Raw genomic sequence first — 24,880 nt, 5'->3', positions numbered from 1 at the left:
CGAACTGATTCTATTTTTCGCCGCATGCGTGGTCAATCAATAAATCATTACAATTTTGTAATGGTGGTGTTGTGGACCTTGCCGCCGATGGTTACATTCTTCAACGTCAGGCCTTTGACGTTGTAGAGGAACCAGGGCTGTTCCATGTTGGCGGGCAGGCCGAAGTCGCTGTCGGTGATGGTGACGTCGGTGACGGGAACCACGGGCGGCATCGGCAACGGGCCGTTGTAGTCCGATGCTACCGGCCCCAGTATCACAATCGCCTGATAGCACGATACGACCTTGCCATCCTTGGTCTTCACGTTGCCGACCTTGACGTTCGAGATGTGGACGTTGCTGACCACCGGCGGCCGCGTACGGACGTTGTCGCTGACCGGCGTGTAGTCGCAATCGAAGGTGACGATGGCGCCGGCCGCCGTGGCGACAGTCTTCGATTGTATCGGCGACCCGGGCAGCGATGCATAGAACGAAGGGCTGGTCTGCACACCGTTGGGTATCGAGATATCGCGCACGTAGAAGTTGCGCAGGTAGCCGCCGCGATTCAGGTTGGTCTTCAGGCGGATCGCGGTGTTGAGCGGATTGGTGGCCCAGTTGATGTTCTGGAAAACCAGGTTCTGCGCGTAGACGTTCTGGATGCCACCCGCCATCTCGCTGCCCAGCGTGACGGCGCCATGGCCGCTCTGCATGGTGCAGTTCTGGATCACGATGTTCTGCGACGGACCATACTGCGTATCGAGATCCTTGCCGGCCTTGATGGCGATGCAGTCGTCGCCGGTGTCGAAGGTGCAGCCGTCGATCAGCACATGGTCGCAGGCTTCGGGGTCGAAGCCGTCGCTGTTCGGACCCAGGCTTTCGCAGTGCACCTTGCGGATGACGATGTTGCGGCAGTGGACAGGGTGGTGCTGCCAGAACGGCGTATGCGTGACGTGATAGCCCTGGAGCAGGACATTGGTGCAGCCGATCAGCTGTATCATCGGCGGCCGCAGATAGTGGCCCATCCCGAACACGCGCTTGGACAGCGGCACGCCCGCTTCCGACAGCGCCGGCAGATACTGGGCGTCTGCGCGCCAGCGGGCGCCTTCACCTTGTATCAGCAGGCGTTCCGCCTCGGCCAGCTGCGGCGCGATGGTGGATAGCGACTCGGCATTCAACGGGTTCTCGGTATTCTCCGACATCTTCCCCTTGGTGAAATTGGGCGTCGAGCCTTGTGCCACTGCGTTCAGCGTTTTGAGTTTGCCTTTCCAGGTCCACCAGCAATCACCTTGTTCGTTGAACGGCACGCCGCCCTGGCCGTTCAGGGTGCTGGTCCAGTCGTCGCCGGTGAGGGCGATGTTGTCCTGGCCGTAGGCGTAGATCATCGACGAGAAATTCAGGCAGTCGTTGCTCTGCCAGCGCGAGATGGACAGCTTGCCGTGCTTGCCGCAGTCGATGTCGCCGTACTTGGCGTAGTCGGCCGGGTTGTTGCTGAAGTAGATTTGCGCGCCCGCGCTCAGGTGCAGGTTCACGTTAGACAGCAGCACGATGGGGCCGGCGCAGTACCAGTTCCCGGCGGGGACCAGCACGCGGCCGCCGCCCGCTTCGTGGCAGGCGGCGATGGCGGCCTTGATGGCGGCGTAGCAGTCGGGCGAACCAGCGGCTGGCGTGTCGACCACGTCCTGTTCTTCGAACGAGATCCAGGCCTTCACCTTGGCCATGGTGCAGATCTGCGCGCCGTAGGCGGTGACGATGAAATTCTGCTTGCGGAACTTGAGCGGCTTGGAGACGCGGTCGATGATGGCCTGCGCCTGCAGCCACGGATCGGGCGCGGTGGCGGCGCGGGCCTGGACGCCAAGCGTGAGGCCTGCTGCTGCGGGCAGTGCTTTCATCAGGCTGCGGCGCTGGGTGTTGATCGTCATGCTGTGTTCCTTATTCATCCGAATTGTTGAACTCACCGAGGAAGATGTCCGGCGGCGATGGCTTTGTGGTGTAGCCGAGATCCTTGACGGGATCGATGCCGGCGTTAATCAGGTTGTTCCAGTGGTCGTCGGAGTTGTATTGGACAGGGCGGTAGGCCAGCGTGCCTTTCTTGTTCCAGTCGGACCAGGGCGATGTGCGGTTGATGTGCGGGCCGATGCGGGAATTGAGCACGACCATTTTGCCGACCGCTTCCAGCGATGTTCTTGCGACGGTGCCTTTGGGCGCCTGATAGCCGTTGGCCGGGCCGAAGGTGCAGGCGTAGCCGTCGACCGGCACCGTGGCGTAGGGCGTGCAGCGCGAGCTGTGGAACCATTGACGCAGCAGGTGGAACGTGCCCGCGCGCGCGTTGGCCGAACCGTCGTGCGTGAAGCGGCAGTGGTCGAAGACGAAGCCGTAGCGGGTCTTGATGTGGGTGTCCGGCGCGGCGGCGTAGGAGAGGCCTCGGTCGCCCAGCGATTTGATCTCGGTCTGGTGGAAGTAGGCGGTGCTGTCGCCGAAGATGAAATCGACGTCGCCTTCGATGTAGGATTTGTTGAAGAAGCTGCGCGAGGTGCTGCCGGTCTGCGGAGACTTCAGGTAGAGCGTGTCCTGGAATCCGATCAGGCGGATGTTTTCGAATTGCGCTTTGTCGGCGCCATCCACCTGCAAGGCCAGCGCCTGGTGATGGACGTTGTTGATGTTCGGGAGCGATTCGGCGCGGGCATTGCCGGTGTCCTTGTTGTAGGCGTTTTCAAAGGTCAGGTTTCGGGCCTGGAAGCCTTGGTTCTGCACCCAGACGGTGGCGGTGCCGAAGGTGCCGATCTGCGTGCGATCCTTGATGGATGCGTACATGGCCTGCACGGCGGCGGGTGCGGCGGCGAACTGCGCGCTGTACTGTGCTGCGTAGGCTGTGCCGGTGTTGGATGCGTCCAGTTTGGCGGTGATCCTTGTGGCGCTTGGGTCTTTGCCTTCGCCGTAGAGGGTGATCGGCGCGGCGGCAGCGGGGATGTAGACCAGCTCCCGGTAGGTACCGGGTTTGATCAACATGTAAAGGCGTTTGGCAGGATGGTCCTTGCTGTCGATGACGGCGCGGTTCACGGCTTCCTGCACGGCGTTGAATGTTTTGATTCCGTCGGCTTTGGTGGATTGGTCGACGGTGTAGTCGGGTGTGTAGGCTTTGCCGGTCGCCAGCGGATCGGCCAGCGGATCCCACGGGTCGATGGTTTCGTGGCCGGCGGTGCCGACGTATTTGAGTACTTCGCTGTAGGCGAACTGTTTGGATTGTTCGATGCTGAGCTGCGGACGCGCGGCGGCCGAAGTCGCGGCGGGGAAGGCGGTGAAACGGTCCGCGCAAACGGCTGTCGGCATGCTGCTTATCTCGCCGGTGAGGCTGGCGAATTCGATCTTTCTGTCCGGCTTGCCGGCGATGCTGGCATCGCGCAGCGTGGCTTGCAGCGGGTGCTGCTCGTCATGTCCCTGCATGACGATGCGGCCTGGCGTTACGCTGTGCACACCGTCGAAAGCGATGTTGGTATAGACAGGAATGAGCGTGCCCTCTGCACGCGGGTTGTAGCGGGTGCTGATGTCGATCAGCGTTTTGACATCTCGCAGGCAGACGTTCCGGTAACTGACCTGATCCACCACGCCGCCTCGCGAGACGTCGCTCTTGATGCGCAGGCCGGACGTGGTGCCGTCCATGCTCAAGTCATCGACCAGCACGCGGCGCACGCCGCCATTGGTCTCGCTGCCGATGGACATGCCATGGCCGCTGTAGAAATGATTGTGCAGGATGGAGATGTTTTCCGTCGGCCCGTTGCCGCCGGCCTTGATGGCGACGTTGTCATCGCCGGTGCGGATATGGCTGTAGGCGATGGTGATGTTGCGCGATGAGATGGGATCGATGCCGTCGGTATTGCGCGCCGTGGCTGGCGTGTCGATGCGCATGCCCCATGCGGTGAAGCCGTCCACGTTATTCAGCGCGACGTGGAAGTTGGGCGAGTTCCGCAGCGTGATCTTGTGCAGTGTGAAGTCCTGCGATCCGGTGACTTCGATCAGGCGCGGCACGTTCTGGCGGGCGTCCTCCTTCTGCGCGCGGCGGGCCAGCTGCCACCACGATTCGCTGGCACCATCGACTACGTGGCCGCCCTGGCCGTCGATTGTGCCGGCGCCGAAGATGCCGCTTCCCTTGGTCCTGTCGGCGGTGATGAAGGGTTTGCAGCCTTTGCCGATTTTGTCGACGGTGCCGCAGGCGCCTGTGCCGCGATCGAACAGCTTTGGATTTGTGCTGGCGTACAGCGTGGCGCCGGTATCGATCAGCAGGCTGACGCCACTGCGCAGCGCGAGCGGGCCGGATACGAAGCTGCGCTGTTCATTGTTGGCCGTCAGCCTCACGGCTTGTCCGGATGCGCAGTGGTCGATGGCGTTCTGGATGCGGGCGGTGTCGTCCTTGGCATCGGCAGCTGTTAGCACCGCACAGGACAGCGGTTCGACCGGCTCGACGACTGTGCGCGCGTCCTGGGCGCTTACGCCAGAAGCGGCCAACAGGAAGGTGATGCCCGCAGGGGAGAGCTGTTTCATAACTGCTCGCTCTCCGGCTTGAACTGGCTGGCCGTTTCAGGCAAGGCGCGCTTCATTTCTTCCATCACCATGCGCGAGAAGTAGGCCGCGCCCTTGGCGCCGACGTGTGTGCGGTCGAAGGCAGATTTGGCTGCGCCAGCCACTTCCACCTTGCCCGCAGCCAGCGCAGCCTCGGTGATCTTGTCGGGACGCGGCGCCACGGCTAGCGTGTCGGCTTCGTCCTCGCCCATGGCCTGTACGGCGGCGTAGCTTTCTGCGTTCAGGTCCAGCAGCGCGACGTGCTGCGCGGCGGCGGTGGCGCGTATCGTGTCCGCCCACGGCAGCAGATTGTTTTCCAGGACCTTGTTGGTGAAGCTGCGGCGCGTCAGTGGCGTTACCAGCACGGGGATGCCGCCCAGCGCTTTCACTTCCTGCACATAGCGCGCCATGTTGACGGGGAATTCGGTCTTCAGGTCGGTCGAGCGGCCAGGCTTGCCCGGCTGGTCGTTATGGCCGAACTGGATCAGCACATAGGTGCTGCGGTAGGCGGCGGCTCCGCGCAGCAGGCCTTCCACCTCGTCCCAGCGGCCTTCGGCGCGGAAGCTGCCGGAGCTGCGCCCGCCCTTGGCCAGATTGAGGCAGGTATTGGCGCGATTGACGCGCGCGCAGAAAGCATCGCCGTAGCCGCTGTTGTTGGCCATCGTCGAATCGCCGACCAATAGGATGCGGATAGGTTTGGCGGGCGTTTCGGCCGCGGTGCTGGCGCCGGTCAGCATCAGCATGACGGCGATGGTGAGGCTCTGAAAGTTCATGACGGTATCCGAAAAAAAAGCGCCGGCCGCATCGCGGTCCGGCGCCTGAACTCAGGCGGAGAAACTCTGAGTGACAGCCTTGCCGGCGATCTTGACGTTCTTCAGCTTCAAGCCCTTGACGTTGTAGAGATACAGAGGCTTGTCCGCATTGACCGGCGTGCCCAGATCGCAGTCGCTGACTTCGATGTCGGACACCGGCAGCACCACCGGCTTGCCCGGGCCGTTGTAGTCCGAGGCCACCGGCCCCAGGATCACGATGGCCTGGTAGCAGGAGTAGCTGCCCGCCTTGGTCTCGACGTTGGCGCAGGTGACGTTTGAGATCCGCACGTGGCTGACGCTCGGCGGACGGATACGCACGTTGTCGTTGATCGGATCGTAGCCGCAGTCGATGGTGATGATGCCGCCCGCCGACGTGGCCACCGACTTGGTCGGGATCAGCGAACCAGGCAGCGTGGAATAGAAGGCCGGCGTGGTGCGGATGCCGTTCGGGATATGCACGTTACGCACATGCATATTGCGCAGGTAGCCGCCACGGCTCATATTGGTCTTCAGGCGGATCGCGATGTTCAGCGGATCGGTCTTCCAGTAGCTGTTCTCGAACACCAGGTTCTGCGCGTAGATGTTCTCGATCCCGCCGGACATGATGCTACCCAGCGTGAGCGCGCCGTGGCCGCTCTGCATTTTGCAGTTCTGGATCACGATGTTCTTCGCGGGGCCGAACTGGATGTCCGGACCCTTGCCCGAATCGATGGCGATGCAGTCGTCGCCGGTGTTGAAGTGGCAGTCCTCGATCAGCACATTGGTGCACGACTCAGGATCGAAGCCATCGCTGTTCGGCCCCATGCTGTTGGCATAGATACGCTTCACATGCATGTTGTGGCAGTTGACCGGATTGTGCTGCCAGAACGGCGTGTTGGTGGTCTGGTAGCCTTCGAACAGCACGTTGGTGCAGCTGATGAACTGCACCATGTGCGGACGCAGGTAGTGGCCGACGCCGAAGATGCGCTTCTCCACCGGCACGCGGGCTTCCGCCAGCGAACGCAGGAAGTAGGAGTCGGTGCGCCACTTGTCGTTGGGGCCTTGTATGAACAGGGCTTCCGCTTCGCTCAGGTGCGGCGCGATCTCGCGCAGCGAGGTCGGGTTGACCGGATTGACGTGCACTTCGGTCTTGCCCTTGGTGTGCTTGACGTAGTTGCCCGCGCCGGCGGCGATGTCGCCGGCCCAATTCGGCTTCTCGCGGCCCTTCCACGACCACCAGCAATCGGGATCGCCGTCGAAGGCCACGCCGGCCTGGCCGTCCAGGATGCTGGTCCAGTCCTCGCCGGTCAGGGCGATGTTGTCCTGGCCGTGTGCGTACACCATCGACGAGTAGTTCAGCAGGTCGTTGCCTTCCCAACGCGTGATCGACAGCTTGCCGTTCTTGCCGCAGTCGTAGGCGCCGTACTTGGCGTAGTCCGCCGGGTTGTTGCTGAAGTAGACGTGGGCGCCGGCCTTCAGGTGCACGTTCACGTTCGACAGCAGCACGATAGGGCCGGCGCACAGCCAGTTCCCGGCCGGGATCACCACGCGGCCGCCGCCGGCTTTGTGGCAGGCCGCGATGGCCGCCGCTATCGCCGGGTAGCAGTCGTGCGAACCTGCCACCGGGGTTTGCAGCGTGTCCGATTCGGTGAACGAGGTCCACGCCGTCACCGGCTTGACCTCGCAGGTGGCGGCGCCGAAGGCCGTCACCACGAAGTCCTGGTCGCGGAACTTCAACGGCTTCTTGAAGCGGTCGATGATGGCCTGCGCTTCCTTCCACGGATCGGCCGCCTTGGCGTTGGCCGCCAGCGCTGCCGGGACGGTGGCGCCGGCGACGCCGGCGGCCGACAGGGCTTGCAGGAAGCGGCGGCGGCCGAAGCCCCCGCCTTTCTGTTCGACTGTATGCATCTTTGCTCTCATCAGAAGGTGTAGGTGGCGCGGACGTTGAAGGCGCGGCCGATCGGGCTGGCGGCGCTGCTCAGATAACCGAAGCTATACAGGCTGCTGTTGGTGACTGGCGGGTTCACGTTGAACAGATTGGTGATGCCGGCCGTGACCTGGGTGTTCTTGAAACCGTTGTAGGTCGTGGTCCAGTTCCATACCTTGTACGAGTTGATGTTGCGCCAGTACTGCTGCGCCACCAGGTTCTGGTCGGTGTACTTGGAGTTGTAGTTCTGGGTCAGCTGGGTGTTCCAGTTGCCGGCGGCCCAGTTCAGTTTCAGCGTGTGCTTCCAGCGGTAGGTGATGATAGGGAAGCTGGACGTAGTGCCGTTGCTGGCCAGGCCGAACTGGCCGATGTTCGATACGTACGGGCTGCCTTTGTCCAGCTGGTTGTCGAACTGGGTCAGGTAGGTGCCGTCGATGGATACCTTGAAGTCGCCGACGGACGTGCGCGGGAAGGCGTACGATGCGGAGACGTCGACACCGGCCGCCTTTTGGCCGCCCAGGTTCATCGTGGTGTTCTTGATGTAGTTGATGGTGCCGTCGGCGTTACGCACGAAGAAGGATGCGTACTTGACCGGATCGAGGAAGTAGACCTGCTCCGGCAGATTCGCCAGCATGTCGGTCATCTTGATGTTCCAGTAGTCGATCGATACCATCGACGACTTGGTCGGCTCGAACACGGTACCCAGCGTGAAGCCTTTCGATTTTTCCGGCACCAGCGCGGCGTTGGAGCCGGTCTGCTTCGGCAGCGTGGTATTGCAGACGGTCGATGCGACCAGGCCTGGCAGCGCTTTGCCGGTGCCGGCCACGCCTGGCGTGCCGCCAGGGCAGAGCACAGGATCATCCCACTTGGCCGAGGTCAGGCCGGTGGCGCCGGCCAGGCGGTAGCCGTAGCGGTCGAACAGTGTCGGTGCGCGGAAGCCGGTGTTGGCCGAACCACGGAACATCAGCTGCTTGGACGGCTCGTAGCGGAAGCTGACCTTGGGATTGATGGTGTTGCCGAAGTCGCTGAAATGGTCGTCACGCACGGCGACGTTCAGTTCCAGCTTCTTGGTGACCGGGATATTCAATTCCGCGAACAGCGCGGCGACATTGCGCGCGCCTTCTCCGTGCGACGGCGTCGCGCTGGCGTACGTGACTTCGGCGCTGATCGGCAGCTTGGTGTCTTCGGTGGTGTCGCGGTGGAAGTCCGCGCCCAGTGCCAGCGCCATCGAGCCGCCTTCCAGTTCCATCAGCGAGCGGCTGGCGGTCAGGTCGACGCCGGTGAAGGTGGATTTGGAGGTGCGGTTCTTGGCGCCGTCGACCTTGATGGTGTCGAGGTAGGCCTTGCCGTCGGCATCCTGCAGGCCGAATGGATTGAGCGTGCCGCTTTTCAGGCCGTCCAGCAGGCCCTGGCCTTTGACGTAGCCGGAGTAGTAGTAATTGTCGCGTTTCGAAACGCCGATCACCAGGCCGGCCTTGTAGTCCCAGCCGGCCAGCGTGCCTTCGTCGCTGATGGCCAGGCGCTGGTTCAACTGCACGTCCTTGGTGGTGGCCAGGCCCAGGTCGGCCACGGCCCAGGTCAGGATCAGCGGTGCGTTGTTCAGGCCAGCGACTGCAGGTACGCCGCCGCTTTTACCCGGATACCATTTGCTGGTGGAAGGCAGCGTGGCGCTGACGCCGTTGACGGCCAGCGCGTTGGTCGGGTTCTTGGTGCCAAGGATGAATTCCTCGCCGCGCGAGTAGTCGACGGTGACGACGTGGTCTTCGCTGATCTTCTTGGCGGCGCGGGCGTAGAACGTGACCTGCTGGTTGGCGTACAGCGCGGTGCCGTACTCGTTGTTGTCGAGGATACAGGTACCCTTCTGGCCGACGATGGAGTAGGGCGCCAGACAACCGCTTGCGCCGTATGGGTTCTGCGCGGTCTTGTTGGTGGAAGTGGTGAAGTTGGCCGGCGTGGCATTGCCGCCGGTGCCCAGCGTTGGCGGACGGCCGATGCTGGTCAACAGGTCGGCGGAACTCAGGTCGGCGCGGTCTTTTGCGGCCAGGCGGGTGCGCTGGTGGGCGTCGATGGTGCCGTAGAAGCTCCAGCCGTCGCGTTCCAGGTTGCCCTTGCCCCAGGTGATGCTGGCGCGCTGTTCGTCGCCGCCGCCGTGCTTCTGCGGTTGTACTTCCTGGCCGGTCAGCGACAGGCCTTCGAAGGAGGTCTTGGTGATGAAGTTGACCACGCCGCCGATCGCATCGGATCCGTAGATCGACGAAGCGCCGTCGCGCAGGATCTCGACGCGGGACAGGGCGCTCATCGGAATCACGTCCAGGTTGGCGTAGCCGTCGGCGATGGCTTCGTTGGCCATGCGGCGGCCGTTCAGCAGCACCAGGGTGCGGTTCACGCCCAGGCCGCGCAGGTTGATGTTGGTGCCCGAGCCGGCATTGGACGGCGCCAGCGATGCGGACTGCGGCAGCGACATCATGATGTCGGCCAGCGTGGTGATGCCCTGCTTGATGAAGTCCTCGGCCTTGACGGTGCTGACCGGCAGCGAGGCTTCGGTGGCCAGGCGCTTGATGCTGGACCCGGTCACTTCGACGCGGGTCATTGCCGCTTCTCCGCTCTGTTGTGCGGCCGCCTGGTTGGCCAGCGTGAGCACGGCCACGGTGATGGCCGACAGCAGCAGGCGGGGTTGGGCGTAACGGTTCTGGACCGAGTGATCGGACGTGTTCATGCTAGTCTCCTTCGTCTTTTTGAATAAAGTTATGCGCCGTGCTGGTAAAGCACTGGACGTGAGTGGAGCACCTCGCGTGCTCCGTGCCGTTGAGACGAGGGCCGCCATGCAGGCAGGCCGAGGTCCAGTACGGTCGATAACTTATTGCTTTGTTCGCGGACTGGCATCGAGGCCAGTCCTGCGGTGCTACGGTGCTGCGTACTGCTGTTTAAATCCTTAACCGCGCGAAAAGGTGCGGGTCACGCGTTCCAGGTGGGCGCGCATGGCTTTGCGCGCCGCCGCCGGATCGTGGGCGGCGATCGCCTCCAGGATGCGGCGGTGGTCCTTCAGCGTTTCCTGACGCAGTTCCTCGGTCTGGAAGTGTTCCTTGAGTTTGTGCCACAGGCGGCCGCGCTGGTCCCACAGGTAGTTCAGCGATCCCACCAGCGCGCTGTTGCCGGTGGCGCGGGCTATGGCGAGGTGGAAGTTGCGGTCGGCCTGCTCGTTGCTTGAATAATTGTCGTGGTTCTGTTCCATCTCGACGACGGCCTTGAGGATGGCATCAATGGCGCCGTCGGTGGCGACGCGGGCGGCGATGGCGGCGATTTCGGATTCGATCAGGCGACGTGCGGACAGCACCTCGAACGGGCCGGGGCCTGCTTCCGGCAGATCGGCAGCCGATGGTTCCGGCACTTCGCTGACGTAGACGCCGGAGCCGCCGCGCACTTCGATCACGCCGCCCAGTTCCAGCGCGATCAGCGCTTCGCGCAGCGAGGCGCGGCTGACGCTCAACTTGGTGGCCAGATCGCGCTCGGACGGCAAGCGCTCGCCGCCGGCGATCTTCTCTTCGCGTATCAGTTCCTGGATACGGTCTGCCACCACGCGGTACAAGCGCGGTTCGTGGGCGGTGCTATCGGCAGGGGCGGAAGTCTTTTTCAGCATCTGTGTCTCGTATTCGTAGGGTGGCGTCAATATCGCCATCTGGTCAGGCCATTCTAAGGTGGTCAGACCAAATACGCAATGTGGACTAGCCAAATTAATTTTTAGCTGTCATACTAAAATCGTCATGCAGCTGCGGGAAGAGGGAGTTTACAGGGCTGTAGCCCCGCAAACAAGCCGTTTCAGCCTGTGGTGCCACGGCCACAAACTGTGGTTGTCCGGCCAGTCGGGAAGTGGCCTGACCACTTTGCAGTGCACAAAAAAACGCGAAAAAACAACGTTCGCCGGGACGCCGATCCCGGAACAGGAAGACAGGGAACACACATGCCGACACCGACGATCACAGGGACGCCGCGCTACATCCTCATGCACGACAACGATAACGTCGCCATAGTCGTCAACGACGGCGGGCTGCCGGCCGGCGCGGTCTTCGCCAGCGGCCTGGCGCTGCTGGAGGCTGTCCCGCAAGGCCACAAGGTGGCGCTGTGCGATATCGCCAAGGGCGATCCGGTGCGTCGCTACAACGTCACCATCGGCTACGCGGCGTGCGACATCGCCGCCGGCAGCTGGGTCGCCGAACCGCAGGTGGAGATGCCGGCTGCGCGCGAATTGGTCAACCTGCCGATATCGACCAACCTGCCGCCGCCGGCCGAGCCGCTGGAAGGCTATACGTTTGAAGGCTTCCGCAATCCCGATGGTAGCGTCGGCACGCGCAACATCCTGGCCATCACCACCACCGTGCAGTGCGTGGCGGGTGTGGTGGAGTTCGCGGTCAAGCGCATCAAGGACGAGCTGCTGCCGAAGTATCCGAACGTCGACGACGTGGTGGGGCTGGAGCACACCTACGGCTGCGGCGTGGCGATCGATGCGCCGGGCGCGATGGTGCCGATCCGTACGCTGCGCAATATCAGCCTGAATCCGAATTTCGGCGGACAGGCCATGGTGGTCAGCCTCGGTTGCGAGAAGCTGCAGCCGGCACGCCTGTTCCCCAAAGGCTCGATTCCGATCCAGAACGGTGGCGGCGCCGATCCTGCGCTGGTGTGTTTGCAGGATGCGGGCCATGTGGGCTTCATGTCGATGATAGCTTCGATCATGAAGCAGGCGGAGATCAACCTGGCCGCGCTGAATAAGCGCCGCCGCGAAACCGTACCCGCTTCCGAACTGGTGGTGGGCGTGCAGTGCGGCGGCAGCGATGCCTTCTCCGGTGTCACCGCCAATCCAGCCGTGGGCTATGCCACCGATCTGCTGGTGCGCGCCGGCGCCACGGTGATGTTCTCCGAAGTGACCGAAGTGCGCGACGGGATCGATCAACTGACTTCGCGCGCGGCCACGCCGGAAGTGGCGGAAGCGATGATCCGCGAGATGGAGTGGTACGACAATTACCTCAAGCGCGGCGGCGTAGACCGCAGCGCCAACACCACGCCGGGCAACAAGAAGGGCGGCTTGTCGAACATCGTCGAGAAGGCGATGGGCTCCATCGTCAAATCCGGCAGCAGCCCGATTTCCGGCGTGCTATCGCCGGGCGAGAAGCTGACGCAGAAAGGCCTGATCTACGCAGCCACGCCGGCCAGCGATTTCATTTGCGGCACGTTGCAGGTGGCGGCGGGCATGAACCTGCACGTCTTCACCACCGGGCGCGGCACGCCGTATGGCCTGGCCGAGGTACCGGTCATCAAGGTCGCCACGCGCAACGAACTGGCCGAGCGCTGGCACGATCTGATGGACATCAACGCCGGCCGCATCGCCAGCGGCGACGCGACGATCGCGGACGTGGGCTGGGAGATGTTCCAGCTGCTGCTGGATGTCGCCAGCGGACGCCGTACCTGGGCGGAGAAATGGAAACTGCATAACGCACTGGTGCTGTTTAACCCGGCGCCGGTGACTTGATAAAAACCGAGACAGAAAAATGACTAAACCATTTAAACGATTACTGCTGACCGGCGCTGCCGGCGGCCTGGGTAAAATCCTGCGCGAGCGCATCCAGCCTTGGGCCGATGTGGTGCGCTTGTCCGATATCGGCGACATGGGTGCGGCGTGCGAGGGTGAGGAAGTCGTCCAGTGTGACCTGGCCGACAAGGCCGCCGTATTCAAGCTGCTGGAGGGTGTGGATGCGGTGCTGCACTTCGGCGGCATCTCGACCGAGAATACGTTCGAGAACATCATGGCTGCCAATATCGCCGGTACCTACAACCTGTATGAGGCGGCGCACAAGCACGGCGTCAAGCGCGTGGTGTTCGCCAGTTCGAACCACACCATCGGCTACTACAAGACCACGGATTACATCGACGCCGACAGCCCGATGCGGCCGGACAGCCTGTACGGCGTGAGCAAGTGCTTCGGCGAGTCGCTGTCGCGCTACTACTACGACCGCACCGGCATCGAGACGGTGTGCCTGCGCATCGGCTCTTCGTTCCCTGAACCGGTCAATCCGCGCATGCTGGTGACGTGGTTCAGCTACGACGACCTGGTGGAGTCCTTGCGCTGCGCGCTGTTCACGCCGCGCGTGGGCCATACGATTTTGTTCGGCGCTTCGGCCAATCCGGGCAGCTGGTGGGATAACAGCAAGGCCGCGCATCTGGGCTTCAAGCCTAAGGACAGTTCGGCGCAGTTTGCGGCGAACTTCCCGGAGAGCGGTGCCTATCCGCCGAAAGACGACGTCGCCACCATTTACCAGGGCGGCGGATTCCTGATGTCCGGGCCTCAGTACAAAGACTGAACGGCGGTGCCGTGGCCGGAGAAGCGGCTGCGGTACTGCCCGGGGCTCACGCCCAGCTGGCGCTGGAATACGCGCCGCAGGTTCTGCTCTTCCACATAGCCGGTGTTGGCCGCGATGGTCTTCAGCGGCAGCGCGGTTTTTTCCAGTGCGCTGCATGCGGCCTCCAGCCGCATCGCTTCCACCATTCTTGCCGGCGTGCGCCCCAGTTGCGCGGCGTAGCTGCGGGCGAAGGTGCGCGGCGTCATGCCTGCTTGTTCGGCCAGCCGCTCCACCGTCAACGTTTCGCGCAGGTTGGCCGCCACCCACGCGTGCAGCTCGTCGAAGCGGCCGCCTTGCTGCGCCTGCGCCGCCAGCGGCACGCTGAATTGCGATTGGCCGCCGGTGCGCTTGATGAACATCACCAGCTGGCGTGCGGTTTCGATGGCGACGTGATGGCCGTAGTCTTCTTCGATCAGCGCCAGCGTCAGGTCGATGCCGGCGCTGACGCCGGCCGATGTCCAGATCGAACCATCCTTGATGAAGATTTTGTCGGCGTCGATGTCGATATTCGGATGCAGCTTGTGCAGGCGCTCCACCCATTCCCAATGCGTGGCGACGCGCTTGCCGTCCAGTTGCCCGGCGGCGGCAAGCAGGAAGGCGCCAGTGCAGACGGAGCACAGGCGGCGTACCTTGGGCGTCTGGCGGACTATCCAGTCCACCAGCGCCGGCGGCGCGTAATACTCCTGGCCCTTGCAGCCGCCCACCGCGATCAGCGTGTCGATGGCCAGGCCTTCCAGCGTGGCGATGGCGACCGTCATTACCGGCAGGCCTGCGCTGGTGCTAATCAGGCCGCCGTCGGCCGAGGCGACGATGGTTTCATACAGCGCGGGGCCGTTGCCGCTGTGGCGTTTGCTGGCCGTGACGAGCGCCTGCAAAGGGCCGCTCAGGTCCAGCAGGTTCATGTCGTCATAGGCGAGCAGCACGACGCGCAGGGTTTGTTTCGATGACATGGCGGTAATCGCGGTATGGGCTTCAGTGGTAGGAAGGATACTCGAATTCCAGCGCGACCAGCTTGGCGGTGTTTTGGCCGTAGCGCTGCGCAACGCCTGCCAGGGCGATATCCAGCGCCTTGTTGGGCAGCGTGGCTTCTGCGACGGGCGGCAGCAGTTCGGGGACGTCGGCGGCGCCCTGCACGCGGTCCGGCACGATGGTCAGGCCGGAGCGGGTGCGCAGCGGCTCGGCGCTGGCGGCCACGGTGTAGACCTTGCTGCGCTTGGAGCGCGACCAGGCGTCGGCGGTGTAGGCCAGCGTGATCTCATCCACGCCAGGCGCCACGGTCACGCCCAGGTTGTCGACCGAGTGGAACCAATGATTGGTGTAGCCGGCGATGTAGGCGCTCAGGTTGGTGCCCAGGCGCGGGCGGAAGATGTCGCTGTCGTGCTCCGTGCTCCAGCCGTCGGCGCCGACCTGTCGGGCGACATCGTTGGCACGCTCACGGCCGGCGATGGCTTCCACCAGTGCCAGCGTGATGGGCATGGAGGCGCTGACGCCGGCGCTGGAGATGACTTTGCCGTCGGCGACGTAGCGGGTGTTGCTGATCCACTGCGTGTCCGGGTAGTGCTCCTTGCGGTAGGACTCGGTGGCCCAGTGCCCGGTGGCGCGGCGGCCTTTGAACAGGCCCGCGTTGGCAACCACCAGCGCGCCGTCGCAGATGCTGACGACGGTGGCGCCTTTCGCGCCTTGCGCGGCGACCCATGCGACCAGGGTGGTGTCGGCTGGCCGGCTGACGGCCGGGACGATCACGTAATCGGCGCCTTGCGGATAGCGTTGGTCGAATTCGGCCGTGGTGGCGTCGGCTTGCAGCGTCAGCGTCGGGCGCATGGACAGCGGGCCGGCCTTGGTGGTGACGCTCAGCAGCTGCACCGCGCCGGAGCGGGCCAGCACGCCGTAGGGGATGACGAAGTCGGTCAGTTCGGTGCCGCTATTTTCTCCGACGACGGCGACCACCGGCATGGCGCGGCCGAAGCGGTCCTGGTAGGCGGGCACTTCGCCCGCTGTGGCCAGGTGGCCGACCAGTAAAAGAAGGTAGATCAGTTTGCGCATCGCGTCAGCCCTGTCGAATGGAGATGGCAGGGATTATCGGAGCTGCGCAGCGTGGCAGGATGACATAAAACAGTCAATTCCTGCCACGCCGGTTTTTATCTCAGCGCCAGAACTGCCAGGACAGGATGACGGCGTTGTACACTGCATGCACCAGCATCGGGCCGAGCAGGGTTTTGCTGCGCTCATAGGTCCAGGCGGTGCACAGGCCAAGCACGAAGACCGGCAGTATCGACAGCGGCGGGTGCACGACGGCGAAGATGGCGGCGCTCATCGCCATGGCGGGCAGCGCGGGCATGGAGCGGCGCAGGCCGCCGTAGATCAGGCCACGGAAGATGAACTCTTCGCACAGCGGCGCCGCCAGCACGGCCAGGGCCATCAGCCAGCCGCGCGAGCCGGTCGATGCGGACATCTGCTTGGCGATCTCCGGCCAAACGGATGTGTGCTGAAGGCCGGCCATGTACGCCAGCCCAACGGCGCAGGCGATGGCGGCGGCCAGCGCGCCGTAGCGCAGCGTCGCCGCGATATCGCCGCCGCGCAGCATGGCCGGCACGCCGCTGGTCTTGTTGCGCCAGTAGACGAAGCGTATCAGCACATACACCAGCAGGCCGGCGCCGGCGAAGGCCATGGTCGCGGCCTTGAGCGTCGGGGTGTCCGTTCCTTGCATGATCAGCAGCGCGATCAGGCCCTGCATGATGAAGAAGGCGGTGGCGGCGATCAGGCCGTCGGCGGTGGAGACGCGCGGCGGCGGTGCGGCGGCCGGGTCGAGCAGGTAGGGCAGGGCGTCGCGCGCCTTCTGCCACAGCGCCAGCGCCATCGATGCGACCAGCACCATCACCACCAGTTTTTGCGACCACACGTTGCTATAGATCGACCAGGTGTAGAAGCTGGCCAGCAGCATGTAGAGGTAGACGTAGGTCGGCCGCACGCGGGCGCGCGCTTCGACCGCCTGCGGGTCGCAGGCGAACACGCCGAGCGAGACGGCGATCACCGAGTAGATCGGGATGCCGGCGAAGACGATCAGCAGCAGCGCCAGCATGCGCCATTCGAAGTGCGTGGTGTACCAGGCGCTGATGCCGATGACGACCAGCGGATAGATCATCGTCAGCGCGCCCCATAGCTGGGCCTTTTCCTTCAATACGCTTTCGATCGAGCGCGGCACGGTGTACAGCAGCCACAGGACCTGGCCTTCGTTGTTCAGCGTCTGGAAGGCCGACAGCATCAGCACGTAGACGCCGATACCGAAGGCGATGGCGGCGGTGGTGGTGTGGTGCTGGCCCAGCTCCGCGAAGCTGTTCAGCTTACCGTTGAAGATCATCTGGCTGACCACGATCACCACCGGCAGCAACAGCGTCTGCACGAGGAAGTTGCGGTCGCGGCTCAGCAGCCGCAGCTCGCGGCGCTTGATCGGCGACAGCGCGTTGGCCAGGCGTGCGCGCAGTCCGACGCTTGCGGTGGCATCGGCGGCGGCAGGTTGTTTGCGCCGCACGCTTTCGCGCGCGCCGGAGTTGACCACGCCGTGGCGCAGCTGGTAACGCATCAGCGCCACGCCGGCCCACATCAGCACAGCGGTTTCCAGCAGCAGGATGGCGACCATCAGCACTGCCGCGCCCAGGTCGGGCGCTTGCATCGCTTGCAGCACCACGCCCGGTGGCGTCCATGCTGTCCAGGCGGGGAAGCCGCGCGCCAGGTCCATCACGAAGCCGCTGGCGCCGGGCATGCCGAGCGCCATGATGAAGTAGATCAGGGGCATGCTGAACAAGCCGGTGATGGCCTGCAGGTTGCGCAGCTGGGATGCGGGTAGCCACATGCGCAATCCGGTGTCGGCCAGCGTGTGCAGCAGCGCGGCCAGCGGCAGCAGCAGGGCCATGGCCAGCAGTGCCGCCAGCGGCGCGTACCACCCCAGGCCCGAGTACCAGCCGATGACGGCGAGCGGCGGCAGCAGCGCGAACATGCCGCTGAAGTTGGCGGCGCTGCGTTCCAGCAGGCGGCCCCACAACAGCGTGGAGCGTTCGACCGGCATCGTCACCAGCCATTCCATGTCCCAATCGGGCTGCGCCAGTTCCTTGCTGCCCAGCGGGAGCAGGACGGCGATCCCGAACAGCAGCGTCACCACCATCGTCAGGCCGCGCGCCAGCTCGGGGCGGAAGGGTGCGGCGTGCAGTTCGGCGGCGGCCCGTTCCAGGTCGTCAAAGCGTTCGCCTTCTTTGCCGACCACGTGGCAGGCGCTGTGGGCGGACAGGCTGCAATCCATGTTGAGCACCACGTTGCGCGACACGTTGAAGAAGGTGAACAGCATGAACACGACCATCACCAGGGTCAGCACCCACAGGCTGCTCTTTTTGCCGATGCCGTTGCGTCCCTGCTTCTTGCGGAACTTGCTGAACAGGTGGTTGGCGACCATGTTGCGCTGGCGGGTCAGGCGCATCTTCATCATCAGCCAGATGGCGCGCCCTTGCGTCAGCGGTTGCGTGGCTTGCTGCGTCATGCGCTGGGCTCCGCTGCGGCTTCGTCGGTGATCTTCAGGAACACGTCCTCCAGCGAACCGCTGGCCGAGGCTTCGGCGCGGATTTCGTCGAGCGTGCCGGTGGCTACCAGCTGGCCGTGGTGGATGATGCCGACCCGGTCGCACAGCTTTTCCGCCATGTCCAGCAGGTGGGTGGAGACGAAGATGGTGACGCCGCGCGCGGCCGCCGCCAGCAGGCGCTCCTGCACGTCGCGCGAGGCGCGCGGATCGAGGCCGTTGATCGGTTCATCGAGGATCAGCACCACCGGATCGTGGATCAGCGCGCAGGCCAGGCCGAGGCGCTTCTTCATGCCCAGCGAGTAGTTGACGGCGTAGTCTTCGGCCGCTTCCTGCAAGCCGAATTCGGCCAGCAGGCGCGCGCCGCGCTCGGCCGCTTCGGCGCGCGAATAGCCGTGCATCTCGGCGACGAATTGCAGGATCTCGCGGCCGCGCAGGTAGTCGTAGAAGATGGGCGTGTCGGGCAGGTAGCCGACGCGGCGTTTGACTTCGGCCGGCTCGGTGTGGCAATCGAGGCCGTCGATGCGGACCTGGCCGGCGCTGGGCACCAGGATGCCCATCATCATGCGGATGGTGGTGGTCTTGCCGGCGCCATTGGGGCCGAGGAAGCCGAAGACTTCGCCGCGCTTGACGGTCAGGTTCAGGGGTTTGACGGCATCGAAGCCGCCGTAGACTTTGGACAGTCCCTGGAATTCAATCATGTTTTTCCCGACAATGTTATGAGAATCTATATTCATCATAGCATCGCCGGGATGCGGCGGGGAGGGCTTACGGCGTGGGTTGGTAGAGGCTCATGCCGAAGCGTTCGGTGCGCGGATGCCAGTTGCCGGTGATGTCGGCCGAGGCCAGCACGCGCTCGGCGCGGCCGATCAGCAGCGCGCGCGGCACCAGGCCGATGTAGCGCGAGTCTTCGCTGTTGTCGCGGTTATCGCCCAACATCATGTACTGCCCTGCGGGCACGGTGACGGGCGCGAAATCGCGGCGAGCCTGCACCTCCGGCATCAGCTGGATGCTGTGGGCGCGGGCGTCGGCGATGGTTTCGCCGATGTGCAGGGCGGCCAGGTCGCCCAGGCCCTTGACGGTTTCGGTGCCGCGGCCGAGCGTGGCGTAGCCGGCCGGCTGGCCGTTGATGACCAGGCGTTCGTTGCGCATCTCGACGCGGTCGCCCGGCAGTGCGATCACGCGCTTGATCAGGCGCGTGCCGTCCTTGGGCGAGGAGAAGGTGACGATGTCGCCGCGCTGCGGCTCGCCGGTGGTGCCGATGACGACGTCGGTCAGCGGTACCTTGACGTTGTAGGCCAGGCGGTTGACGAACACCACGTCGCCTTCCAGCAGGTTGGGGTGCATGGATGCGGATGGTATCGGATTCCAGTCGGCGATGGCGGTGCGGAAGATCCCGAACAGCATCAGGAAGAGTAAGAAGCCTTTGTTGGCGCGTGCCCAGTTTTTCATTGCGTTCCCCGCAGTGGTATCGATGATTCAGTTTGTTGTCCGATTCTTAAACATGGCTTAGCCGCGGCCTTACTTCGGCGCAGGCCTAACTATCGCGCGGGAATTGGTGGCATTCTGGTCACATGACGACCTCTTACACTCCCCCAAAAAACGCGTTGGATGCGGTCACGCATGCCAACCCTTATCCATATTACGACGGTTTGCTGGCGCGGCAAGGACTGCAGTTCGATGCAGGGCTCGGGCTGTGGATCGCCGCCGGCGCCGACGATGTGATGGCGGTGATGCGGCATCCGGAGTGCCGCGTGCGGCCGGCGGCCGAGCCGGTGCCTGCGGCGATTGCGGGCGGCGCGGCGGGGCAGGTGTTCGGCGCGCTGGTGCGCATGAACGACGGTGAGCGTCATGCGCAACCCAAGCTGGCGTTGCAGCGGGCGCTGGCCGGCGTGAGCGCGCAGGCCGCGCGGCAGCGCGCGGCGCAGATCGGCCGGCGCTTGTGGCGCGACGATGGGCTGGCATCGTGGATGTTTGAAGTGCCGGTGTCGGCGATGGCGAGCCTGCTGGGGTTTGCGGATCACCAGTTGCCTGCGGTGTCGGCGTGGATGGGCGAGTTCGTGGCCTGCCTGTCGCCGTACAGCGATGCGGCGCAGATCGAGCGCGCGCATGCGGCGGCGCAGGCGCTGCTGGCCAGCTTCAAGGCGCTGATGCGCGAGGCGTCATCGTCTGCTGTGCCGGGCAGTTTGCTGGCGCAGGTGGTCGCCGAGGCGGAGGCGGTGGGTTGGAACGAGTCGCACGCTTTACTCGCTAATCTGGTCGGCCTGCTGTCGCAGACTTACGAAGCCACCGCTGGCCTGATCGGCAACAGCGTGCTGACGCTGGCGCGTCAGCCGGAGGAGGAGCGCAGCGGCGTGGAGGATGCGGCCGCGCTGGTGCAGGCGGTCAGCCGTCTCGATCCGCCGATCCAGAACACGCGCCGCTTCGTGGCGAGCGACTGCGAGATCGGCGGCGTGCCAGTGCTGGCGGGGCAAACGATATTGCTGGTGCTGGCGGCGGCCAATCGCGATCCGCGCGGCCAGGGCCGTGAATTCGGCTTCGGACATGGCGTGCACGCATGCCCGGGGCAGGCGCTGGCCTGCGCGTTTGCCACCGGTGCGATCGAGGCATTGATGGCCGAACTGGCGGTGCGGACATTGAACTGGACGTATCGCCGTTCACTCAACGCCCGCATACCGGTCTTCAGCTGAGACAATTTGTCCCGATGTATGGAATTTGCTTTTAAGTAGTATGCCTGCTGAAAATAGCCAGGAAATACTCAAAATGATGGAATGGATCCCTGTAGTCTTCGTGACGTTCAAGTTTCTCGTGCTTGGCACGGGCATGTTCTTCGCCATCAAGTGGCATTACGATCAAGGGCGGAAGACGAAGGAAAAGCGCGCGGTGCTGCGCGCCGGCGGCCAGGTGGCCGCTGCCTTCGTGCTATCGCTGCTGGGCCTGGGGCTCGTCACCTTCGTCCTGATCAGGATGCTCGGTATGGACCTGACCTTCCCGTGACGCTAGTGCGCCGGCTTCTGCACCAGCGCGCTGCCGGCGCCGTGGCGGTGGCCTTCGCTGACGGCGGTGACGGTGCCGTCCGGGTTGAACACCAGCGCGTTGGCGGCGCCGATTTCTTCCGGCTTGTTCCAGTGCTGGCCGGTCTTCTCCAGCGCCTTGGCCTGGCTGCTGCCGGCGAAGCCAGGCTCGACGTCGGTGGCCATGCCGTTGCGTTCTGACAGGCGCGGCGCGTTCAGCGCATCCGGCATGCTCATGCCCAGGTCGACGTAGTTGAAGATGGTCTGCAGCACGGTGGTGATGATGGTGCCGCCGCCGGGACTGCCGATCGAGAAGGCCGGCTTGCCGTTCTTGAAGGCCAGCGTCGGCGACATGCTGCTGCGCGGACGCTTGCCCGCTTCCGGCACGTTGGGCGCGGGACCTGAGAAGTCGAAGTCGGTCATCTCGTTGTTCAGCAGGAAGCCGTAGCCGGGCACGACGATGCCGCTGCCGCCCCAGGCTTCGATGGTGTAGGTGTAGGCGACGATGTTGCCGTCCTTGTCCGATACCGTCAGGTGGGTGGTGTGTGCGCCTTCGGCCAGCAGCTTGTTGGCGTTGGGACGCAGCGGCACGCTGAGGTCGTTCTGGAAGGGATACGGATCGCCGGCCGGCGCCTGCACGCTGGCCTGGTTCGGGTTGATCAGCTCGCGGCGGCGGGCGGCGTAGTCCTTGTTCAGCAGGCCGGCCACCGGCGCTTCGACGAATTCGGGATCGGCCAGGTAGGCGTTGCGGTCGGCGAAGGCCAGGCGGCTCGCTTCCAGGTACAGGTGTTCGGCCTTTTCTTTCGGCATGGCCTTGAGGTCGTAGCCTTCGAGGATGTTCAGCGCTTCGGCGATGGCGATGCCGCCGCTGCTCGGCAGGGGCATGCCGTACAAATCGTAGCCGCGATAAGTGCTGTGCACCGGCTGGCGCAGGCGCGCTTCGTAGTTGGACAGGTCGGCCATGGTCATCTGGCCGGCGCGCACTTGCACGCCGCTGGCGACCTTGGGCTGGTTGACGGCGTCGACCACGGCGCGGCCTATCTTGCCTTCATAGAAAACCTTGACGCCGCCTGCCGCCAGTTCGCGGTAAGCCTTGGCCAGGCCTGGGTTGCGCAGCACGGTACCGGGAGCGATGGCGTTGCCGTTCTTCAGGTACAGCGCGGCCGTGTCGGGGAACAGCTTGAACTTGTCGAGGTTGCCTTCGACCAGGTGCGAGAAATTGTCGTTGACGGTGAAGCCGTTGGCGGCCACGCGGATGGCCGGCGCCAGCACCTGCTTGAACGACATCGAGCCGTAGCGGTCCAGCGCTTCATGCCAGCCGCGCACGGTGCCGGGCACGCCGACCGCCATGCCGCTGGCGAGCACGGTATCGAAGTTCATCTCCTTGCCGTCCTGCTGGAACACGGTGGGCGTGAAGTTGGCCGGCGCGGTTTCGCGGTGGTCGATGGTGATGACGCGCTTGTCCTTGGCCAGGTAGATGACCATGAAGCCGCCACCGCCGATGCCGCAGCTGAACGGATCGGTCACGCCCAGCGTTGCCGCCGCCGCGACGGCGGCGTCGATGGCGTTGCCGCCCTGGTTGAGGATGGCCAGCGCCGCCTGCGAGGCCGGCTCACTGATGGTGGCGACGGCGCCGCCGCTGCCCGTGGCGACCGGGGTCTTGGCCCAGGCCGCCGATGGCAACAGCAGCGTGACGATGATGGTGGAGACGAGGACGGTGCGGGCGGGGCGGCGGAGCTGGGTCATGTGGGCGCGGGGTCTCGGGTTAGGATGAAGGTGCGTTGCTCACCCTCAAGCTTACCCGATAATCCGGCGCGGCTTCATTCTTGGCAGGGACTGCCTGTGGTTCGACCCCGGTCAGCGTGAACGTCAGGCCGTTTTGCGTGACGCTGGGACTGGCGTTGGGCATGCTGTCCGACAGCACGAAGTTGCTGGTGCTACCGTCGGCGGCCGTCAGCGCGAAGCTGTAGCTGATGTAGCCGGCCCAGACGCAGACGGCGCCGGTGCGGCATCGGCTGTCGTTGACGCGCTCCAGCTTGAGGCTGGGCGCGCTGGCGGTGGAGCCGCTGATGCCGGGCGTGGCGGCGGGCGTGATGGCGACGCTGGCGCCCTGGGTCAGCACGTAGTCCTGCGCGAAAGCTTGTTGCGCCGGTGCGGCGCCGGCGCGGCCGACGGCGGATGCGGAGCCGCAGGCATGCAGCAAGGCCATGGCCGCGATCAGCAGCGGCAGGATGATCAGTTGCCGCAGTAGGGTGGTTTTCATAATTACCTCTTCCTTCGAAGTAGACGGCAAGCTTAGCAAAAAGATCACTGTGGCGTCGCACGAAACGCGGATTTACCGCGCCACGTCAAACTTATGGTTGCGTGCCGTAGAATGGGGGCCCTGAATCACATTGATCGAACAAAATGAAAAAGACCGGCATGGCGAAAAGCGACGCTAAAAAATTGATGGGCCAGATGTCCGCCCCTGGCGCCGCCAGTTTCGGCAAGGTGGCCGAAGTGGTCGACAAGCGTGAACAGCGCAAGCGCGACCAGGCGCTGGGGCTGGTGCCGTTCGCGGTCAAGCTGAACGGCGACCTGGTGCAGCAGCTGCATGCCAAGGCCAAGGAACGCGAAATCGACCTGAACCAGCTGGTCGGCGAGTTGCTGGCGCAGAGCCTGGCAACGTAAAACAAAAAAAGCCGCACGGTGCAAACCGGGCGGCTTTTCTTTAACCCACGGTGGCTTATACGTAAGCGGCCAATGCGCCCTTCATTTTCTTCAGCGCGGCGACTTCGATCTGGCGAATGCGCTCGGCGGAGACGCCGAATTCTTCCGCCAGCGTGTGCAGCGTGGCGCCGGAGCCGTCGTCATTGGCCAGCCAGCGGGCTTCGACGATGCGGCGCGAACGGGCGTCCAGCTTGCCCAGCGCTTCTTCCAGACCTTCCGATTGCAGACGCGTCACTTGCTCCGCTTCCAGCACGCGGGTCGGCTCGCTGGCTTCGGACGACAGGTAGGCGATCGGTGCGAACTTGTCGTCTTCGTCGTCATTCGGCGATTCCAGCGCGATGTCGCGGCCGCTCAGGCGGGTTTCCATCTCGATCACTTCTTCGCGCTTGACGTCCAGCAGCTTGGCCAGGCTGTCAATTTGCGTCGGCGTCATCGCGTCCAGGCCGGTCTTGTGGCTGCGCAGGTTGAAGAACAGCTTGCGCTGGGCCTTGGTGGTGGCCACTTTGACCAGGCGCCAGTTCTTCAGGATGTACTCATGCATCTCGGCCTTGATCCAGTGCATGGCGTACGACACCAGGCGCACGCCCTGGTCGGGGTCGAAGCGCTTGACGGCTTTCATCAGGCCGATATTGCCTTCCTGGATCAGGTCGGCGTGCGGCAGGCCGTAGCCCAGATAGCCGCGCGCGATCGATACCACCAGGCGCAGGTGCGACAGCACCAGCTCCTGGGCGGCGCCCAGGTCGTTCTTTTCCTGCAGGCGCTTGGCCAGCGAGACTTCATCGTCGTGCGTCAACATCGGCAGGCGGTTGACGGCCGAAATGTAGGCGTCCAGGTTGCCCAGGTTGCCAGTGAACCCGAGTCCCAGGGCGCTATTGGTGGCTGGTACCAATGCGGTCGGTGCGGACATCATAGTCATTTTCATTCCTTCGCTCGATGATATTGCTTAGTCTCAATGT

General features: G+C 64.2%; 19 protein-coding genes. 5 read left to right on the top strand and 14 right to left on the bottom strand.

Annotated features, from left to right (window positions below):
• Window positions 1-47: 47 nt before the first annotated feature.
• The 6 genes from GEV01_RS13820 to GEV01_RS13795 all read right to left on the bottom strand — a co-directional run bounded on the left by GEV01_RS13820 (window position 48) and on the right by GEV01_RS13795 (window position 10,924).
• On the bottom strand, window positions 48-1,913 hold the full coding sequence (locus tag GEV01_RS13820; RefSeq protein ID WP_152805142.1) for a glycoside hydrolase family 28 protein: 1,866 nt from the start codon (window positions 1,911-1,913) through the stop codon (window positions 48-50).
• Window positions 1,906-4,512 (bottom strand): pectinesterase family protein, encoded by a 2,607-nt coding sequence (locus GEV01_RS13815; RefSeq protein ID WP_152805140.1) that lies wholly within the window; start codon window positions 4,510-4,512, stop codon window positions 1,906-1,908. Before GEV01_RS13815 ends, GEV01_RS13820 begins: the two co-directional genes overlap by 8 nt.
• A complete protein-coding gene (locus tag GEV01_RS13810; RefSeq protein WP_152805138.1) occupies window positions 4,509-5,303 on the bottom strand; it encodes a rhamnogalacturonan acetylesterase in 795 nt (264 codons plus the stop codon). The genes GEV01_RS13815 and GEV01_RS13810 overlap by 4 nt, the downstream gene beginning before the upstream one ends.
• Window positions 5,304-5,354: 51 nt before the next feature.
• A complete protein-coding gene (locus GEV01_RS13805) occupies window positions 5,355-7,229 on the bottom strand; it encodes a glycoside hydrolase family 28 protein (protein ID WP_152805136.1) in 1,875 nt (624 codons plus the stop codon).
• 11 nt (window positions 7,230-7,240) lie between these two features.
• Entirely contained in the window at window positions 7,241-9,964 is a 2,724-nt protein-coding gene (locus GEV01_RS13800; RefSeq protein WP_152805135.1) for a TonB-dependent receptor plug domain-containing protein, read from the bottom strand.
• 216 nt (window positions 9,965-10,180) lie between these two features.
• A complete protein-coding gene (locus GEV01_RS13795) occupies window positions 10,181-10,924 on the bottom strand; it encodes a FadR/GntR family transcriptional regulator (protein WP_070267173.1) in 744 nt (247 codons plus the stop codon).
• A gap of 282 nt (window positions 10,925-11,206) precedes the next feature.
• On the opposite strand from GEV01_RS13795, the gene garD reads away from it, so the two are divergent.
• A complete protein-coding gene (garD, locus tag GEV01_RS13790) occupies window positions 11,207-12,769 on the top strand; it encodes a galactarate dehydratase (protein ID WP_152805133.1) in 1,563 nt (520 codons plus the stop codon).
• A 19-nt stretch (window positions 12,770-12,788) separates the two neighbouring features.
• Window positions 12,789-13,598 (top strand): NAD-dependent epimerase/dehydratase family protein, encoded by an 810-nt coding sequence (locus GEV01_RS13785; RefSeq protein ID WP_152805131.1) that lies wholly within the window; start codon window positions 12,789-12,791, stop codon window positions 13,596-13,598.
• Here GEV01_RS13785 and GEV01_RS13780 read toward each other — a convergent pair.
• From GEV01_RS13780 to lepB, 5 genes are all read right to left on the bottom strand, one after another.
• Window positions 13,583-14,587 (bottom strand): GlxA family transcriptional regulator, encoded by a 1,005-nt coding sequence (locus GEV01_RS13780; protein ID WP_152805129.1) that lies wholly within the window; start codon window positions 14,585-14,587, stop codon window positions 13,583-13,585. The genes GEV01_RS13785 and GEV01_RS13780 overlap by 16 nt on opposite strands.
• A gap of 22 nt (window positions 14,588-14,609) precedes the next feature.
• On the bottom strand, window positions 14,610-15,680 hold the full coding sequence (locus tag GEV01_RS13775) for a DJ-1/PfpI family protein (RefSeq protein ID WP_152805127.1): 1,071 nt from the start codon (window positions 15,678-15,680) through the stop codon (window positions 14,610-14,612).
• 100 nt (window positions 15,681-15,780) lie between these two features.
• Window positions 15,781-18,165 (bottom strand): CPBP family intramembrane glutamic endopeptidase, encoded by a 2,385-nt coding sequence (locus GEV01_RS13770; RefSeq protein ID WP_152805125.1) that lies wholly within the window; start codon window positions 18,163-18,165, stop codon window positions 15,781-15,783.
• Window positions 18,162-18,902, bottom strand: coding sequence for an ABC transporter ATP-binding protein (locus GEV01_RS13765; protein ID WP_152805123.1), 741 nt, complete (start codon window positions 18,900-18,902; stop codon window positions 18,162-18,164). Before GEV01_RS13765 ends, GEV01_RS13770 begins: the two co-directional genes overlap by 4 nt.
• Before the next feature lie 67 nt (window positions 18,903-18,969).
• The gene (gene lepB / locus GEV01_RS13760) at window positions 18,970-19,653 is read right to left on the bottom strand and encodes a signal peptidase I (RefSeq protein WP_152805122.1); all 684 of its coding nucleotides are present in this window, start codon (window positions 19,651-19,653) and stop codon (window positions 18,970-18,972) included.
• Window positions 19,654-19,775: 122 nt separating this feature from the next.
• On the opposite strand from lepB, the gene GEV01_RS13755 reads away from it, so the two are divergent.
• Window positions 19,776-20,891: a cytochrome P450 family protein gene (locus GEV01_RS13755; protein ID WP_152805120.1), complete on the top strand. Its 1,116-nt coding sequence runs from the start codon at window positions 19,776-19,778 to the stop codon at window positions 20,889-20,891.
• A 73-nt stretch (window positions 20,892-20,964) separates the two neighbouring features.
• Window positions 20,965-21,198, top strand: coding sequence for a hypothetical protein (locus tag GEV01_RS13750; RefSeq protein WP_152805118.1), 234 nt, complete (start codon window positions 20,965-20,967; stop codon window positions 21,196-21,198).
• Window positions 21,199-21,200: 2 nt separating this feature from the next.
• Here the strand turns inward: GEV01_RS13750 and ggt are convergent, their stop codons facing one another.
• Window positions 21,201-22,961 (bottom strand): gamma-glutamyltransferase, encoded by a 1,761-nt coding sequence (gene ggt, locus GEV01_RS13745; RefSeq protein ID WP_152805116.1) that lies wholly within the window; start codon window positions 22,959-22,961, stop codon window positions 21,201-21,203.
• A 19-nt stretch (window positions 22,962-22,980) separates the two neighbouring features.
• Window positions 22,981-23,478, bottom strand: coding sequence for a hypothetical protein (locus GEV01_RS13740; RefSeq protein WP_152805114.1), 498 nt, complete (start codon window positions 23,476-23,478; stop codon window positions 22,981-22,983).
• Window positions 23,479-23,621: 143 nt separating this feature from the next.
• Here GEV01_RS13740 and GEV01_RS13735 point away from each other — a divergent pair, with 143 nt between their 5' ends.
• Window positions 23,622-23,885, top strand: coding sequence for a hypothetical protein (locus GEV01_RS13735; RefSeq protein ID WP_152805112.1), 264 nt, complete (start codon window positions 23,622-23,624; stop codon window positions 23,883-23,885).
• 55 nt (window positions 23,886-23,940) lie between these two features.
• Here GEV01_RS13735 and rpoH read toward each other — a convergent pair whose 3' ends face one another.
• A complete protein-coding gene (gene rpoH / locus GEV01_RS13730) occupies window positions 23,941-24,840 on the bottom strand; it encodes an RNA polymerase sigma factor RpoH (protein WP_008445389.1) in 900 nt (299 codons plus the stop codon).
• Window positions 24,841-24,880: the final 40 nt, after the last annotated feature.

This window comes from Rugamonas rivuli, from assembly GCF_009380165.1.
Taxonomy (GTDB): domain Bacteria; phylum Pseudomonadota; class Gammaproteobacteria; order Burkholderiales; family Burkholderiaceae_D; genus Rugamonas; species Rugamonas rivuli.
Note: the sequence above shows the minus strand (reverse complement) of the source record. Positions and strands in the feature narration are given on the sequence as shown.